Here is a 15,659-nt window from a genome sequence, read left to right as displayed (position 1 = left end):
CGGCCGTCGCCGGGGCCCTAGTCTCGGGCGGCGGACCGCAGCGTGGGCGCCCTCGGGTGGTGGCCCGAGGGGAAGGACGGCACGTGGCTCGATCCTCCCCGCCGGCACCCGTGCTGGCCGTGCTCGTCTGCCATGACGGTGAGTTCTGGCTCCCGTCGACACTCGACGCCCTGGCGCATCTGACCCGCCGTCCGCGCTGGGTGATCGCCGTCGACACCGGCTCGACCGACGGCACCGCGGACCTCCTCGCGGCGAGCAACCAGGTCGACGTCGTCCTGCGGATGCCGCACGACACCGGGTTCGCCGAGGCCGTGCACACCGCCGTCGACGACGCGGACCGGCGGTGGGGGCGCAACGCCGAGTACGGCGAGCGGGGGTCGGGGGACTGGCTCTGGGTCCTCCACGACGACGCCGCGCCCGCCCCCGACTGCCTCGAGGTCCTGCTCTCGGTCGCCGACGCCTCCCCGTCCGCCGCCGTCCTCGGGCCGCTGTGCCTGGACTGGGACGACCCGCGGCTCGTCGTCGAGGCCGGCGTCTCCATCGACGCGTCCGGGTCGCGCCAGACCGGCATCGGCGCCGACGAGCTCGACCTCGGCCAGTTCGCGACCAACTCCGAGGTCCTCGCGGTCGGGTCCGCGGGGTCGCTGGTGCGCCGCCGGGAGTGGGACTCCCTGGGCGGCTACGACACCGCGCTCGGCCTCCTGCGCGAGGACGTCGACCTCGGCTGGCGCGTCAACCGTGCCGGTGGCCTCGTCCTCTGCGCCCCGTCGGCCCGCCTGCGGCACGCCCGCGCGCTCGCCACCCGTGTCCGCCCCCTCGACACGGCGGGCGTCGACCCGCGCTACCGGGCCACCGACCGTGCCCACGGCGTGCGGACCTTCCTCGCCAACTGCTCGAGCCCGGCGTTCGTGCTCGGCCTCGTGCGTCTGCCCGTGCTCGCGGTCCTGCGCGCGCTGGGCCTCCTGCTCGTGCGCCGTGGTCGCGCCGCCGGGGCGGAGCTCGCCGGCCTGTCGCGGGTCCTGGGCTCCGGCCCGGGCATCGCGGACCTCGCCGACGCCCGCCGCCGGCGCAGCACCGGCGCGACCGCCCTGCCCCGCGAGCTGCGGGGCCTGCTGACCAGCCGCACGACCCGGCTGCGCAACGCCGTGCGCGGCGGGCTGACCTCGCTGGTGCGCGGCCGGCTGCGCGAGGAGCTCGACCTCGGCCGCCTGCCCGAGTGGGCCGAGCGCGGCTCCCGGGCGGACGCGCTCGACGCGGCGGGCGACGAGGCCCGGCGCGCGCCGGTGGTCGGGCCGGAGGCGCTGCCCGTCGGGGCCGCGGCCGGTGTCCGCCGCCGGCGCGCCGCGGGCCTGCGCCGCCCCGGCGAGTCGCTGGCCGTCGCGCTCCCCGGCCCGCGGGCCCCCGTCGAGGACGCCCGGCCCCCGACGGGGCCGGTGCCGTACGGCGGCGAGCCCTACGACCACGACCCCCCGACCGACCCCAGCGAGCGGGTCGTGGTCGTCCCGATCACGCCGGGCCGGGTCGCGCGCGAGCTCCTGCTGGCGCCGCCGCTGCTGCTCGTCGTCGGGCTGACGCTGGTCTCGCTGGTCACCCAGCGCGCCCGTCTCGGGCTCGGCCTGGCCGGCGGGCGCATCGCCGAGGTCCCGGGCCTGCGGGAGCTGTGGTCGTCGTACCTCGCGGTCTGGCACCCGGTCGCCGGCGGCACCGGGGCGCCCGCCGCGGCGTCGCTGGCCGTCCTCGGCGTGCTCGGCGCGCCGCTGGCGCCCCTGGGCGGGCCGCCCGCCGCGGCGTCGCTGCTGCTGCTCCTGGCGCTGCCGCTGGCGGGGTTGTCGGCCTACCTCGCCACGCGCGAGCTGCGGGTCGGGCGGGTGCTGCGCGCCCTGGCCGGCGCGGTCTACGCGCTGCTCGGGATCCCGGCCGGCGCGGTCGCCCAGGGCCGGCTCGACGGCGTCGTCGCCGTGGTGCTGCTGCCGCTGGTGCTCGCCGGGGTGATCGCCGTGCTGCGCGGCGTGCGGGTGTCGGGCCGGCGCGGGTCGTGGTGGAGCACCGCCGCAGGCACCGCGCTCGCCCTCGGTGTCGTCAGCGCGTTCGCCCCGCTGGTGCACCTGCTCGTGCTCGTCGTGGTGATCATCGGCTTCGTCCTGGTCCCCGCGCCGCCGAAGGCCGCCCGGCGCCGGGCGATGGCGCTGGCCGTGATCGTCGTGCTGCCGGTGCTGCTGCTCCTGCCCTGGGCGACCGCCCTGCTCGCGGGGCCGGAGGTCCTCCTGCACGGCACCGGCTCCCCGGTCGCCGAGCAGGTCGTGACGCCGCTGTCGGTGCTCTCGCTCGACCCGGGCGGCCCCGGCGTGCTGCCGTGGGTTGGCCTCGTGCTGGTGCTGCTCGCGGTCGGCGGCGCGCTGGTCGCCCCACGCCGGGCCGCGGTGCCGGGGCTCGCGCTGCTGCTGCTCGGCGTCGTCGCGGCCGGGGTGGTCGGCTCCTTCGCCCTGGCCCCGCTCTCGGGCGGCGACCCGCGCCCGGGCTGGACGGGCCCGGCGCTGGCCCTCGCGGCCTGCGGGGCGGTGTGGAGCCTGCTCGCCCAGGTCGCCGCCGCCCGCACCGAGCCGCTGGGCCGGCTGCTCGGGCGCCGCGACCCCGCCGAGCGCGCCCCGGCCCGCCGCGGCGAGTCCGAGCTCGACCTCGGCGGCGCCGGGTTCGGCGGACGGATCGCGGGCGCGGCGGAGCGCGCCGGCGCCGGGGTGACGGGGCTGGCGGCGCGCCTGCGGCCCCGCGGCCGCGACGCCGGCGACGAGCGCAGCGCGCGGGCCCGGGGCGTGGCGGTCCCGGTGGTCGCGACCGCCGTGGCCGCGCTGGCCGTCGTCACCGTGCTCGCCGGGGGCGCCGGGCCGCTGGCGGACACCCGGGCCCCGGCCCTGGCCGCCCCGCTGGCCGACGACCTCACCCGGGCCGACGCCGGCGTCGTCGTCGTCACCCGCGACGCCGACACCACCCGCCGCGCCGGACCCGTCCTGCCGCGCTACGGCGACGACGACCTCGCGCCGGTCGGCGCGGCGCCGGCCCGGCTGCAGCGCGACGTGCGCGCCCTGCTCTCCGGCGACCCCGCGACGGTGCAGGCCGGTGTCGCCGAGCTCGCCACCGCCGGTACCGGCGCGATCGTGCTGCCCGACGAGGACACCGCCCGGGCGGTGCGCGGCGCGGCCGGGCCGCTGCTCGGCGACGCCCCGCCGGTCTCCGACGGTCGCCCGACGGCCCGGGTGGCGCTGCCGGTCGCTGGGTCGGTGCTGCTCGAGCCGCCGGTCTCCGACGACGCCACCGACGGCCGCGCCGCGCCGCGGCGACCCAACGGCCTCACCCCGGTCCCCTCGGACCTCCCGACCGTGGGCGTGCGGGTGTCGCCGGGCGCCGACCGCCGGCTGCTCGTCCTGGCCGCCGAGCAGGAGTCGGGCTGGAGCGCGACCGTCGGCGGCGCACCCGTGGCACCGGTGCCGGCGTGGGGGCACCTCGTCGGCGTGCCCGTCCCGGCCTCCGGCGGGCCGGTCGTCGTCGACCGCGGCGACACCACCCGCCTGCTGCTCCTGCTCCTGCAGCTCGCGCTCGTGCTGTTCACGGCGCTCTCGGCCCTGCCGAGCCGGAAGCGACTGGACTAGCGCTGTCGGGGGTCGGTCCTAGGCTCCGTCGTGTGTTCGATCACATGGGCTTCCCCTGTGGCGACGTCGAGACCTCCGTCGCCTTCTACACCGCGGTGTTCGCGCCGCTCGGCATGACCGTCGGGATGCGCATCCCCACCGGCCCACCCGGCGCGCCGGAGGTCGTCGGGCTGAGCTCCGGCGGCCCGCACGCCGACTTCTGGCTCGCCCCGGGCGAGGCCGTCGCCCAGGAGCTGCACGTCGCCTTCGCCGCGCCCGACCGCGGCGCGGTCGACGCCGTGCACGAGGCGGCGCTCGCCCACGGCGCCGAGGTGCTCCACGCGCCCCGGATCTTCCCGGAGTACCACGCGGGCTACTACGCCGTGTTCCTGCGCGACCCGGACGGCCACAACGTCGAGGCGGTGCACCACACCTTCGGCTGAGGCGGGCCCGTGTCCTCGCTGCGGCCCACGCCGAAGCGACCCCGCGACATCGTCGGGCCATGACCACCTCGGACACGGGCGGGAACGCCCGCGACCGGCTCGCCCTCGTCGCGCTGTCGCTGGCGTTCCTCGTCGTGCAGCTCGACGTCACGGTCGTCAACGTCGCCCTGGAGGCGATCGGCCGCGACCTCGGCGCCGGGGCCACGGCGGGCGGGGCCGCCGGCGTGGGCGCCCAGCAGTGGATCGTCGCGTCGTACACGGTGGCGCTGGCCGCGGGGATGCTCACGGCGGGCTCGGCCGGCGACCGGGTCGGCGCCCGGCGGGTGTGCCTGCTGGGCCTGGGCCTCTTCGGCGTCGGCCGCGTGCGCGCTCGCGCCGTCGATGCCCTGGCTGATCGCGGCGCGCACGGTCCAGGGTCTCGGCGCCGCCGCGCTGCTGCCCTGCTCGCTGGCGCTGATCGTCCGGCAGTTCCCGGACCCGGCCCGGCGCGCGCGGGCGCTGGGCACGTGGGGCGGGTTCGGCAGCCTCGGGATGGCCATCGGGCCGCTCGCCGGCGGACTGCTCATCACCCTGGTCGACTGGCGCGCGATCTTCCTCGTCAACGTCCCGTTCTGCCTGGTCACCGCCCTGCTGGTCCGGCGGGCGGTCGCACCGGCCGCCCCCGTGCCCGCGGGGCGCCCCGACCTCGCGGGCCTCGTCCTGGGCACCCTGGCCCTCGGCGCCGTCACCGGCGGGTTCATCGAGGCCGGTCAGCGCGGGTGGGACGACCCCCTCGCCGCGGGCCTGCTGCTCGCCGGCGTCGTCGGGGCCGTCGCCGTGGTGCTCGTCGAGCGCCGGGTGGGCGCGCCGATGGTGCCCCCGTCGCTCTTCGCCTCGCGACGGTTCTCCGGCGGGGTCGCCGTCGGCGCCGTGTTCAACCTCGGCATCTACGGCGTGCTGCTCGTCGTGTCCCTGGTCCTGCAGGGGCCGCTCGCCCTCGCGCCGTGGTCCGCGGGGCTGGCGGTGCTCCCGATGACCGTCGCGGTCGCGCTCGGGTCGACGCTCTCGGGCCGGCTGACCGCGCGGGTCGGGCCGCGGGTCCCGATGCTCCTGGGTCTCGCCGCCATGCTCGCGTACCTCGTCGGGATCGGCGCGACCCTGGTGGCGACCCGGGCGGGACCGGGACCGTCGGGACTCTCGGGGTCTCAGCCCTCGTCGCCGGAGATGGTGTCGGGCTCGACGCCGAGGTAGCCCGCGACCTGCTCGACGAGCACGTCGTGCAGCAGGTCCGCGAGGTCCTCGCCGTCGAGCGCGCGCGCCTCGAGCGGGCGGCGGTAGAGCACGATCCGGGCGCGGGTGACCGCCCCGCGGCGGTCCATGCCCGCGGGCACCAGGCGGGCCAGGGGCACCTCGCCGTCGCCGAGCACCGCGTCGTCCTCCACCGGCGAGCGCAGGCCGCCCGACGGCACCTCGGGGACGTCGTCGACGGCCACGTCGAGGTCCGCGAGCTCGGCGCTCCAGCGCTCCTCGATGGGCTCGAGGGCCTCGAGCACGAGGGCGTCGAAGCGTTCCGCGCGGGTGCGGGCGGCGGGGGAGCCGGAGGGGTACAGCGGCATCCGCAGGCCCCGGCCGCGGCGGTCGCGGCGGCGCCGGCGCGGGCCGGTGACGTGCCCGGCGGACGGGGTGGCTCCCCGGCGACTCGCGCTCCTGGTCACGGCCCGGAGCCTACGCGGGGGCGCCCGGGGGTGCGGTGATGTGCTCCGGACGCGCCCGTGCCTGCCCCCGGACGGGCCGACGCGCCCCGCGCGCCTGCCGGGCGGGGGCCGCGCGCGGGGCTATCGTGCGTGCCGTGCGAGGAGTGCGGAAGTGCTCACGGACCGGGTGTGGTCACGCGGCCGTGGCCACCCTGACCTATGTCTACTCGGACTCGACCGCCGTGGTCGGTCCGCTGGCGACGAGCGCCGAGCCCCACTCGTACGACCTCTGCGAACGTCACGCCGTGCGCCTCACCGCCCCGCGGGGCTGGGAGGTCGTGCGCTACGAGGGCGAGTTCCCGTCCGAGCCGTCGGCCGACGACCTGACGGCCCTGGCCGAGGCCGTGCGCGAGGCCGGGCGTGCCGACCGCCCCCTGGCCGACACGGGCATCGGGGACGGCCGCGCGCGCGTCACCGCGGGCCAGGGCCTCGGCGACGCCCTGCCGCCCGGGCCCGCGCCGGGCATGACCGGTGGCATCCCCACGACCACCACGGGTCGGCGCGGACACCTGCGGGTCCTGCCGGACCCGGCGTCCTCCTGACCCGTCCTCCCGACCCTCCCGACGCGACACCGTTCGACGGACGCGATCGCCCGGCGGCCACAGTGATCACCCCAGGGCCGATAGGCTGAACCCCGTGTTCAGCGTGCAGGCCAGGGACCCCAGGGACCTCAGGGACACGGAGCCGGAACGATGACCGCCGACACCGCACCCGACCGCGCCCAGGTGATCGACCAGGTCGTCAAGGCCTACGACATCCGCGGGCTCGTGGGCACCCAGCTCGACGCGACCTTCGTGCGCGACGTCGGCGCCGCCTACGCGCGGGTGCTGCTCGACGAGCAGGCCGCGGGCACGGGCTCCGGGCTCGGCGGGGGCAAGGGCCTCGTCGTCGGGCACGACATGCGGGAGTCCTCGCCCGAGCTCGCGGACGCGTTCACCGAGGGCGTCACGGCGCTCGGCGTCGACGTCGTGGCGATCGGGCTGGCCAGCACCGACATGCTCTACTACGCGTCCGGCGCGCTGGAGATGCCGGGCGCGATGTTCACCGCGAGCCACAACCCGGCGACCTACAACGGCATCAAGCTGTGCCGCGCGGGGGCGGCGCCGGTGGGGCAGGACTCCGGGCTCGACGAGATCGCCGCGCTGCTCGACCGCGGTCCGGGTGCGGCGACCCCGGATGCCGCGGCCGCCGAGCGCGGCGCGGTCAGCCACCGTGACCTGCGGGACGACTACGCGGCGTTCCTGCGCTCGCTGGTCGACCTGTCGGGGATCCGGTCGCTGTCGATCGTCGTCGACGCCGGCAACGGGATGGCGGGCTACACCGTGCCGGCCGTGCTCCAGGGTGGGTCGGGTCCGGGCCATCTCCCGATCGAGGTCTACCCGCTCTACTTCGAGCTCGACGGCTCGTTCCCCAACCACGAGGCCAACCCGCTCGACCCGGACAACCTGCGTGACCTCCAGCGCGAGGTGATCACGCTCGGGCGCGTCGACGCCGGCCTCGCGTTCGACGGCGACGCCGACCGCGTCTTCCTCGTCGACGAGAAGGGAGACGCGGTGAGCCCCAGCGCGATCACCGCGCTCGTGGCCACCCGCGAGCTCGCGAAGCACCCCGGCTCGACGGTCATCCACAACCTGATCACGTCGCGGGCGGTCCCGGAGATCGTCACCGAGGCCGGGGGCACGCCGGTCCGCTCGCGGGTCGGCCACTCGTTCATCAAGGGCACGATGGCCGAGACCGGTGCCGTCTTCGGCGGCGAGCACTCGGCGCACTACTACTTCCGCGACTTCTGGCGCGCGGACTCGGGGATGCTCGCCGCGCTGCACGTCCTGGCGGCGCTCGGCGAGCAGGACCGCCCGCTGTCCGAGCTGATGGCGCGGTACGAGCGCTACGCCGCCTCGGGCGAGATCAACTCGACGGTCGCCGACCCGACGGCGGTCATGGCCGAGGTCGAGCAGACCTTCGGCGACCGCGACGGTGTCACCACCGACGACCTCGACGGCCTGACGGTGACCCTGCCCGCCACCGGAGATCGGGCCGGTTCCTGGTTCAACCTGCGGCCCTCGAACACCGAGCCCCTGCTGCGGCTCAACGTCGAGGCCGCCGACGACGACGCCGTGGCCGCGCTGCGCGACGAGGTGCTCGCGCTCGTGCGCGGCTGACCCGACCGAGAGGAGATCCGACGATGCCGCTCGGTCTGGACCCCGACCTGCTCGACATCCTCGCGTGCCCCGCGCCCGACCACGGCACGCTGCGCCCCGGCACGCCCGACGACGCGGACGCCGCGGCACTGACCTGCTCCGCGTGCGGACGGCGGTACCCGGTGACCGACGGCATCCCGGTGCTCCTGCTGTCGGAGGCGAGCGGGGGACCGGCGGAGTCGGGACCGAGGGCGGCGGAGCCGGGCCCCGAGGGGCGGTGAGGCGCCGTGCTCGACGACGCCCTGCTCTCCGACGAGACGCGGCTGCTCGCCGCCGACCGTGACGGCGTCCTGCGCGCCGTGGCCACCGCGGGCGCCCAGGTGCGCACCACCGCGCAGGCCACGGTCGAGGCCGGCGTGCCCGCCGACCTCGACGGGCTGCGGCCGCGCGCGCTGGTGCTGCTGACCCGGCCGGGCACCACCGAGTCGGCCTGCCGCCTGCTCGCCGCGCTCCTGACCCCCACCGCGCCGCTCCCGGTGATCGTCACGAGCGTCGCCCCGCCGTGGCTCGGCCCGCTCGACGTCGTCGTCGCCACCCACCGCGGGCGCGAGGGCGACCCTGTGGAGGCGGACGTCGCGGAGTCGGTGCACCGGGCGGTGCGCCGCGGCGCCCACGTCGTGCTCACCGGTCCCGAGGAGGGTCCGGCGGCCGCCGCCGGCGCCGGGCGCGCCCTCGCCGTGACGCCGCGGATGACGCTCGGCGTCCCGGGCGAGGACGCCGACGGTCTCGACACCGCGACCGTGCTGGCCACCGGGCTGGCCGTCGCGCGCGGGCTCGACCTGCTGGACCTCGACCTGGATGCGCTCGCCGACCGGCTCGACGCCGAGGCCGAGCGCGACGGGCCCCGCGGGGAGGCGTTCGTCAACCCGGCGAAGAGCCTGGCCCTGCGCCTGGCGGAGCGCACCCCGCTGCTGTGGGGCGCCGACCCGGTCGCGGGCCTGCTCGCCGGCTACGGCGCGACGGTGCTGGCCACCCACGCGGGCGTCGTCGCCCAGGCCACGACCGTGGCCGCGGCGGGCGCCCAGCCGGCCCTGCTGGCGCGGCTGCAGGAGAGCTCCGGGGAGGCGTCGATCTTCGCCGACCCGTTCGACGACCCGGCCCCGGCGGCGCCGCCGCGGCTGGTGGTGCTGGCGGTGCGCGAGGACCTCGCGGTGCGCCGGCTCGTGTCCGACGTCGGCGCGCGCCACCCGGGCGCCGACGTGCTGGAGATCGACGACGTCGACCTGACCGGGGAGGGACCGGTGCCGGACGCGCTGCGCGCGGCGGTGCTGGCCACCCGGCTCGACTTCACCGCGGTCTACCTCGGCCTCGCCCTCGGGGCGCGGGAGCCGGGCGTCCGGACCGCCTGAGGAGAGGCACGATCTCGTGGAGGTCCTCAGGGGCAGCGTGCGCACGTACGCGTGGGGGTCCCGGACGCACCTGGCCGAGCTGCTCGGCGAGGAGGTCCCGTCCCCGCACCCGCAGGCCGAGCTCTGGCTCGGCGCGCACCGCGACCAGTCCTCGACGGTGGGCGATCCGGAGTCCCGGCCGCTGACCGACGTGGTGGCCGAGGACCCGGCGGGCACGCTGGGCCCGTCGCGGCGGCAGCGGTGGTCCGACCGGCTGCCCTACCTGCTCAAGGTGCTCGCCGCGGAGGAGCCGCTGAGCCTGCAGGCCCACCCGTCGGCCGAGCAGGCCGCGGCGGGCTATGCGCGCGAGGAGGCGGCGGGCGTGCCGCGCACGGCGGGCGACCGCAACTACCCCGACCCGCTGCCCAAGCCCGAGCTGCTGTGCGCGCTCACCGAGTTCCACGCGCTGGCGGGGTTCCGCGACGCCGAGCGCACGGTGCGGCTGCTGCGCGCCCTCGACGTCCGGGCCCTCGACCACCACACCGAGCTGCTCGCCGCGCAGCCCGACGGCGACGGCCTGCGCGCGCTGTTCACCACCTGGATCACGCTGCCGCAGCGCGCGGTCGACGACCTGGTGCCCGCGCTGCTCGACGGCGCCGTGGCGCACGTCCGCGAGCGCGGGGAGTTCACCACCGAGGCCCGCACGCTGCTCGACCTCGGCGAGCGTTACCCAGGCGACGCCGGCGTGCTGGCCGCGCTGCTGCTCAACCGGGTCGTGCTGGCCCCGGGCGAGTGCCTCTACCAGCCCGCGGGCTCGCCGCACGCCTACCTCGCGGGCGCCGGCGTCGAGCTGATGGCGAACTCCGACAACGTCCTGCGCTGCGGGCTGACGCCCAAGCACGTGGACGTGCCCGAGCTGCTGCGGGTGCTCGACTTCGCGCCGGGCACCCCGACCCTGCTCAAGGGCGAGGGCACCGGGCCGGTGCTGCGGTACACGCCCTCGGAGTACTTCAGCCTCGCCCGCGCCGCGTTCGACGGGGGAGACGGGGACGACGGGGACGAGGGGGAGGCCGACCTGGGCCTCGAGGGCCCCCGCATCCTCGTGACGGTCGAGGGCGTCGTGCGGCTGCGGACGTCGCGGGGTCAGGTCCGCGACGTCGCCAAGGGGTCCGCGGTCTGGATCCCCGCCTGCGACGGCCCGGTCACGATCGCGCCGGTCGACGGTCCGGCGCTGGCCTTCGCCGCCGCCGACGGGCTGGGCTCCTGACGGCTCCCGTCCAGGCCACACGTTAGGTTCACCCGGCACCCGCCCGGTCCATCCCTGGAGGCACCCCGTGTCCGCATCCGGAGGCGGCAAGGCGATCGTCGCCGCGCTCGCGGCCAACGCCGGCATCGCGCTGGCGAAGTTCGTCGGCTTCGCGATCACCGGATCGTCGTCGATGCTCGCCGAGGGCGTGCACTCCGTCGCCGACACCAGCAACCAGGGCCTGCTCCTGCTGGGACGCAAGCGGGCGCGGCGGGAGGCCGACAGCGAGCACCCCTTCGGCTACGGGCGCGACCGCTTCTTCTACGCGTTCGTCGTCGCGCTCCTGATCTTCTCGCTCGGCTCGGTGTTCGCGCTGTACGAGGGGATCCACAAGCTCACCGGCGAGTCCGAGGACCTCACGAGCCCGGTCGTCGCCGTCGTCATCCTCCTGGTCGCCATCGGGCTGGAGGGCTTCAGCTTCCGCACCGCCGTGCACGAGTCGCGGGAGCTGAAGGGCGACCTGTCCTGGTGGGGCTTCATCCGGCAGTCGGTCAACCCCGAGCTGCCGGTCGTGCTGCTGGAGGACTTCGGCGCCCTCATCGGCCTCGTCCTGGCGCTGGCCGGCGTCGGGCTGACGATGCTCACCGGCGACGTCGTCTGGGACGCGATCGGCACGATCTCGATCGGCGTCCTGCTCGGGGTCATCGCGGTCATCCTCATCGTCGAGACGAAGAGCCTGCTGATCGGCGAGGGCGCCCGGCCGCCCCTGGTCCGCACGATCACGTCCTCGCTCGTCGGCGGCCCGGTGGAACGGGTGATCCACCTGCGCACCCAGTACCTCGGCCCCGAGGAGCTCCTGGTCGCCGCGAAGATCGCCGTCTCGTCGCAGCTGCCCACCGAGACCGTCGCCGAGGCGATCGACCACGCCGAGGCGAGGCTGCGCGCGGCCGTGCCGGAGGCCCGGCTGGTCTACCTCGAGCCTGATCTCGACCGGACCGACGCCGGGCCGGTCGACGACGCGCTGGACCCCTCGCCGCGCTGACGCACGGCCTCGTTGGGCCGAACGGAGCAACACTGTGAACGCGCGGTCACCGATCCGCTCGTGTCCGTGCTCATGGGGGCTTCACCCGGCGTAGGGTCCCGCCGCACGCGACGGGTCGTCGGCGGACGCCGGTGGACCTTCTTCGAAGCAGCGAGCGGGAGGTGCCATGACCTCGACGACCCCGCGGTCCCCGTTGTTGCGGACCAAGTCGGTCGAGCAGTCGATCGCGGACACGGACGAACCGGAGCACAAGCTCCGGCGCGACCTGACCTGGATCGACCTCACGATCTTCGGTGTCTCGGTCCTGGTGGGCGCCGGCATCTTCACGATCACCGCGCGGGTGGCCGGTGACGTCTCCGGTCCGGCCGTGTCGATCGCGTTCGTCATCGCCGCGATCGCCTGTGGCTTCGCCGGCCTCTGCTACGCCGAGTTCGCCTCGACGGTGCCGGTGGCCGGCAGCGCCTACACGTTCTCCTACGCCACGTTCGGCGAGTTCATCGCCTGGATCATCGGCTGGGACCTCATCCTCGAGTACGCGCTCGGCGCGGCGACGGTCGCCAAGAGCTGGTCGAAGTACCTCGGCCAGATCTTCGAGGCGGTCGGCCTCCCGGGGTCGGCGTCCGTGGACATCGGGTTCACCACGTTCGACTGGGGCGCCGTCCTGGTGATCGCCGTCCTGACCGTGGTGCTGGTGCTGGGCATCAAGCTCTCCAGCCGGGTCAGCGCGGTCCTGACGATCACCAAGGTGCTCGTGGTGCTGTTCGTGATCGTCGTCGGCGCCACGTTCATCCGGTGGGCCAACTACTCGCCGTTCATCCCGCCGGCCGAGCCGCCCACGGAGGGTGGGTCCGGCCTGGACTCCTCGCTGCTCTCGCTGATCTTCGGCAGCGACGGCAGCACCTACGGCGCGTTCGGGCTGCTCGCCGGCGCCTCGCTGGTCTTCTTCGCCTTCATCGGCTTCGACGCGGTCTCGACCACGGCCGAGGAGACGAAGAACCCGCAGAAGGACCTCCCGCGCGGCATCCTGGGCTCGCTGGGCGTCGTGACCGTGCTCTACGTGCTCACCGCCCTCGTGCTGACCGGCATGGTCAGCTACACCCAGCTCAAGACCCCGCCCGGGACCGACGACACGGCCACCCTGGCCACGGCGTTCTCGCTGGTCGGTGCCGACTGGGCGTCGACGATCATCTCGGTCGGCGCCCTGGCCGGCCTGACGACGGTGGTCCTGGTGCTCATGCTCGGCCAGAGCCGGGTGTTCTTCGCGATGAGCCGCGACGGGCTGCTGCCCCGCAACCTCGCGCGCACCGGCCGCTACGACACCCCGTCGACCATCACGATCATCATCGGGGTGTTCTGCGCGATCCTGGCCGGCTTCTTCGACGCCACGGTGATCGAGGAGATGGTCAACATCGGCACGCTGTTCGCGTTCGTGCTGGTGGCCATCGGGACGTGGGTGCTGCGCGTCAAGCAGCCCGACCTGCCCCGCAGCTTCGTGGTCAAGGGGCTGCCGATCGTGGCGATCCTGGCCGTGATCTCCTGCGTCTGGCTGATGATCAACCTGACCGCGGAGACGTGGATCCGGTTCATCGTCTGGATGCTGATCGGCGCGGTCATCTACTTCGCCTACGGGAAGAGCCACTCCGTGGTCGGGCGCAGGGAGCGCGGTCTCGAGTCGCCGGCCGCGACACCCACGCAGCCCGGCTGACGATCTCCTGGACAGTGCAGCGCCCCCGGAGCCCGAGGCTCCGGGGGCGCTGTCGTGCGTGCGGGGTCAGGCCTTCGCAGGCGCCTGGTGGCCGGCGAACTTCTCCCGCAGGGTCTTCTTCGAGAACTTGCCGGTCGAGGTCTTGGGCACCTCGTCGATGAACACGACGTCGTCGGGCACCTGCCACTTGGCCACGCGCGAGGCGATGTGGGAGAGCACGGACTCGCGGGTCAGCTCCACGCCCTGCTTCGGCACCACACAGGCGAGCGGGCGCTCCGACCACTTCTCGTCGGGGATCGCGATGACCGCGGCCTCGGCGACGCCCTCCATCGACATGATCTCGTTCTCGAGGTCGACCGAGGAGATCCACTCACCGCCGGACTTCACGAGGTCCTTGGTGCGGTCGACGAGCTTGACGTAGCCGTACCGGTCGATCACGGCGACGTCGCCGGTCTTGAGCCAGCCGTCGTCGGTGAACTGCTTGCCGCCGTCCTCGTTGCGGTAGTACGACGCGGCGATCCACGGCCCGGCGGCCTGGAGCTCACCGGACGTCTCGCCGTCCCACGGGAGCACCTCGCCGGTGTCCGGGTCGCAGATGCGCAGGTCGACCAGCGGCGCGGGCGTGCCCGCCGTCGCCCGGACGTCGGCGAGCTCGTCGTCGGACAGGCCGTCGTGGACGCTCTTGAGCACCCCGGTGGTGGCGATCGGGCTCGTCTCGGTCATGCCCCAGGCCTGGGTGATCGGCAGGCCGATCTTCTGGCGCCACGCCTCGGACAGCGACTTCGGCACCGCCGACCCGCCGCAGAGCAGCAGGCGCAGCGACGGCAGGTCGCCCTCGGAGAGCTCGGGCAGCACGCCCATCCAGATCGTCGGGACGCCGGCGGTCACCGTGACCTCGTGGTCGCGCAGCATGCCGGCGATCGCCTTCGGGGTCATGTTCGGCCCCGGCATGACGAGCGACGAGCCGGCGAAGATCGCCGCGTACGGCGTACCCCAGGCGTTCGCGTGGAACATCGGCACGATCGGCAGCAGGACGTCGCGCTCGACGAGGCCCGCGACGTCGGCCATCAGCACCGCGATCGAGTGCAGCACCGACGACCGGTGGGAGTAGACGACGCCCTTCGGGTTGCCGGTGGTGCCCGACGTGTAGCACATCGCGGCGGCCCGGTTCTCGTCGTCGATCTCGAAGGGGCCGGCCTTCGGTTCCACCGAGGCCAGCAGGGTGTCGTAGTCGGTGATCCGCTCGTCGTCGGGGATCGCCACGTCGGCGCCGTCGTCGATGACGATCACCTTGCGCACCGTCGTCATCTGGTCGACGTGCGGCCAGAACTGGCCGAACAGCGAGCGGTCGACGAAGACGACCTCGTCCTCGGCGTGGTTCGCGATGTAGATGAGCTGCTCGACGAAGAGCCGGATGTTCAGCGTGTGCAGGACGCGCCCGCTGCAGGGCACGGCGAAGTAGAGCTCGAGGTGCGCCGGGCTGTTCCAGCAGAACGTGCCCACCCGGCCCTCGGCCGAGACGCCGAGCGCGTCGAGCGCGGCGGCCGCCCGCCGGACCCGCTCGGCCCAGGTGCGGTAGTCGCTGCGCTGCACCGTGCCGCCCGCGCCCACGCCGACGATCGGCTTGTGGGCGAACAGCTGCTCGGCGCGGTGGAACACGTGCGGCAGGGCGAGCGGGTAGTCCTGCATCTGTCCGAGCACGTCCGTGGCCTCCTGGATCTCTGTGGTTCCGGTCACGCAATCCTACGGTTCCGGCGCCCGGAATCACCCCCTCGCCGGAATCGGCGACCGGCCCGTCACGCGCGGTGGCGCACCCGGTGTGATCCGGTCGACGCACTCCGTGCCGACGCGGAGCGGACCTGCGCGGACGGGTCGTCGGATCCGTGCGCGCGGCGCCGCGTCCGGCGCGCTCCGGTTGACCGTCCACAGGGCCTGTGCTGGACTTATTTCACGGCATCGATCGCACACCTCGTGCGAACGGAAGCTGTCGAGTGGCGCTGCAACGGCCGGTCTCCCGGCCGCCACGCTCGGCAGTGGTCCGCACCATCGCAAGGGCGCCTGTGGATGGTGGTGAACCGTGCGCGCGAACCCGTGACCTCCCGGCGTGTCCCGTCCGCCGGTCGAGACACGTCCGAGGTCCAGGAGTCGCGAGCGCCGCGGTCCGCCGCCGACGACACACCCGAGAAGACGAGGAGTCATGACGAACGCAGTGGGCACCGTCAACGAGAAGTTCGCCGAGAAGAACGGCATCGACTTCGCCGTCGCCGACCTGGCCGAGGCCGACTTCGGCCGCCGGGAGATCCGGCTCGCCGAGCACGAGATGCCCGGCCTGATGGCCCTG

Annotated in this window: 12 protein-coding genes and 1 pseudogene; 11 read left to right on the top strand and 2 right to left on the bottom strand. The window is 75.3% G+C overall.

Going from position 1 to position 15,659, the window contains the following annotated elements:
• The first annotated feature begins 83 nt into the window (after positions 1–83).
• From QSK03_RS31175 to QSK03_RS31165, 3 genes and pseudogenes are all read left to right on the top strand, one after another.
• Positions 84–3,644 carry a glycosyltransferase family 2 protein gene (locus QSK03_RS31175; RefSeq protein WP_285659510.1) on the top strand — a complete coding sequence of 1,187 codons (3,561 nt, stop codon included), beginning with the start codon at positions 84–86 and terminating at the stop codon, positions 3,642–3,644.
• 32 nt (positions 3,645–3,676) lie between these two features.
• A complete protein-coding gene (locus QSK03_RS31170; RefSeq protein WP_285659509.1) occupies positions 3,677–4,066 on the top strand; it encodes a VOC family protein in 390 nt (129 codons plus the stop codon).
• A gap of 59 nt (positions 4,067–4,125) precedes the next feature.
• Positions 4,126–5,296: pseudogene (locus QSK03_RS31165) on the top strand (MFS transporter).
• Here the strand turns inward: QSK03_RS31165 and QSK03_RS31160 are convergent.
• Positions 5,251–5,661, bottom strand: a complete 411-nt coding sequence (locus QSK03_RS31160; protein ID WP_285659535.1) for a metallopeptidase family protein — start codon at positions 5,659–5,661, stop codon at positions 5,251–5,253. The pseudogene QSK03_RS31165 and the gene QSK03_RS31160 sit on opposite strands and share 46 nt — an antisense overlap.
• Before the next feature lie 233 nt (positions 5,662–5,894).
• Between QSK03_RS31160 and QSK03_RS31155 the strand changes: the two genes are divergently transcribed.
• The 7 genes from QSK03_RS31155 (at position 5,895) to QSK03_RS31125 (ending at position 13,318) form a co-directional block, all read left to right on the top strand.
• Complete coding sequence (locus tag QSK03_RS31155; RefSeq protein ID WP_285659508.1) at positions 5,895–6,341, top strand: DUF3499 domain-containing protein; 447 nt, start codon at positions 5,895–5,897, stop codon at positions 6,339–6,341.
• A gap of 150 nt (positions 6,342–6,491) precedes the next feature.
• On the top strand, positions 6,492–7,958 hold the full coding sequence (locus tag QSK03_RS31150) for a phosphomannomutase/phosphoglucomutase (protein WP_285659506.1): 1,467 nt from the start codon (positions 6,492–6,494) through the stop codon (positions 7,956–7,958).
• 23 nt (positions 7,959–7,981) lie between these two features.
• Complete coding sequence (locus QSK03_RS31145; protein WP_285659504.1) at positions 7,982–8,218, top strand: Trm112 family protein; 237 nt, start codon at positions 7,982–7,984, stop codon at positions 8,216–8,218.
• 6 nt (positions 8,219–8,224) lie between these two features.
• Positions 8,225–9,346: a phosphoheptose isomerase family protein gene (locus QSK03_RS31140; RefSeq protein WP_285659502.1), complete on the top strand. Its 1,122-nt coding sequence runs from the start codon at positions 8,225–8,227 to the stop codon at positions 9,344–9,346.
• A gap of 16 nt (positions 9,347–9,362) precedes the next feature.
• Positions 9,363–10,592, top strand: a complete 1,230-nt coding sequence (gene manA, locus QSK03_RS31135) for a mannose-6-phosphate isomerase, class I (RefSeq protein ID WP_285659500.1) — start codon at positions 9,363–9,365, stop codon at positions 10,590–10,592.
• A 67-nt stretch (positions 10,593–10,659) separates the two neighbouring features.
• Complete coding sequence (locus tag QSK03_RS31130) at positions 10,660–11,613, top strand: cation diffusion facilitator family transporter (protein ID WP_285659498.1); 954 nt, start codon at positions 10,660–10,662, stop codon at positions 11,611–11,613.
• 166 nt (positions 11,614–11,779) lie between these two features.
• Positions 11,780–13,318 carry an amino acid permease gene (locus tag QSK03_RS31125; RefSeq protein WP_285659497.1) on the top strand — a complete coding sequence of 513 codons (1,539 nt, stop codon included), beginning with the start codon at positions 11,780–11,782 and terminating at the stop codon, positions 13,316–13,318.
• Between the two features lie 66 nt (positions 13,319–13,384).
• Here the strand turns inward: QSK03_RS31125 and QSK03_RS31120 are convergent, their stop codons facing one another.
• Positions 13,385–15,055: a long-chain fatty acid--CoA ligase gene (locus QSK03_RS31120; RefSeq protein WP_285659495.1), complete on the bottom strand. Its 1,671-nt coding sequence runs from the start codon at positions 15,053–15,055 to the stop codon at positions 13,385–13,387.
• A 460-nt stretch (positions 15,056–15,515) separates the two neighbouring features.
• Here QSK03_RS31120 and QSK03_RS31115 point away from each other — a divergent pair.
• Positions 15,516–15,659 (top strand): adenosylhomocysteinase (locus tag QSK03_RS31115; protein WP_285659533.1); only part of this gene is annotated, 144 nt, incomplete at its 3' end.

It is taken from the genome of Actinomycetospora sp. NBRC 106375 (assembly GCF_030269665.1).
Taxonomy (GTDB): domain Bacteria; phylum Actinomycetota; class Actinomycetes; order Mycobacteriales; family Pseudonocardiaceae; genus Actinomycetospora.
The sequence above is the reverse complement of the archived record's forward strand: the minus strand, read 5'-3'. Positions and strand labels throughout refer to the sequence as shown.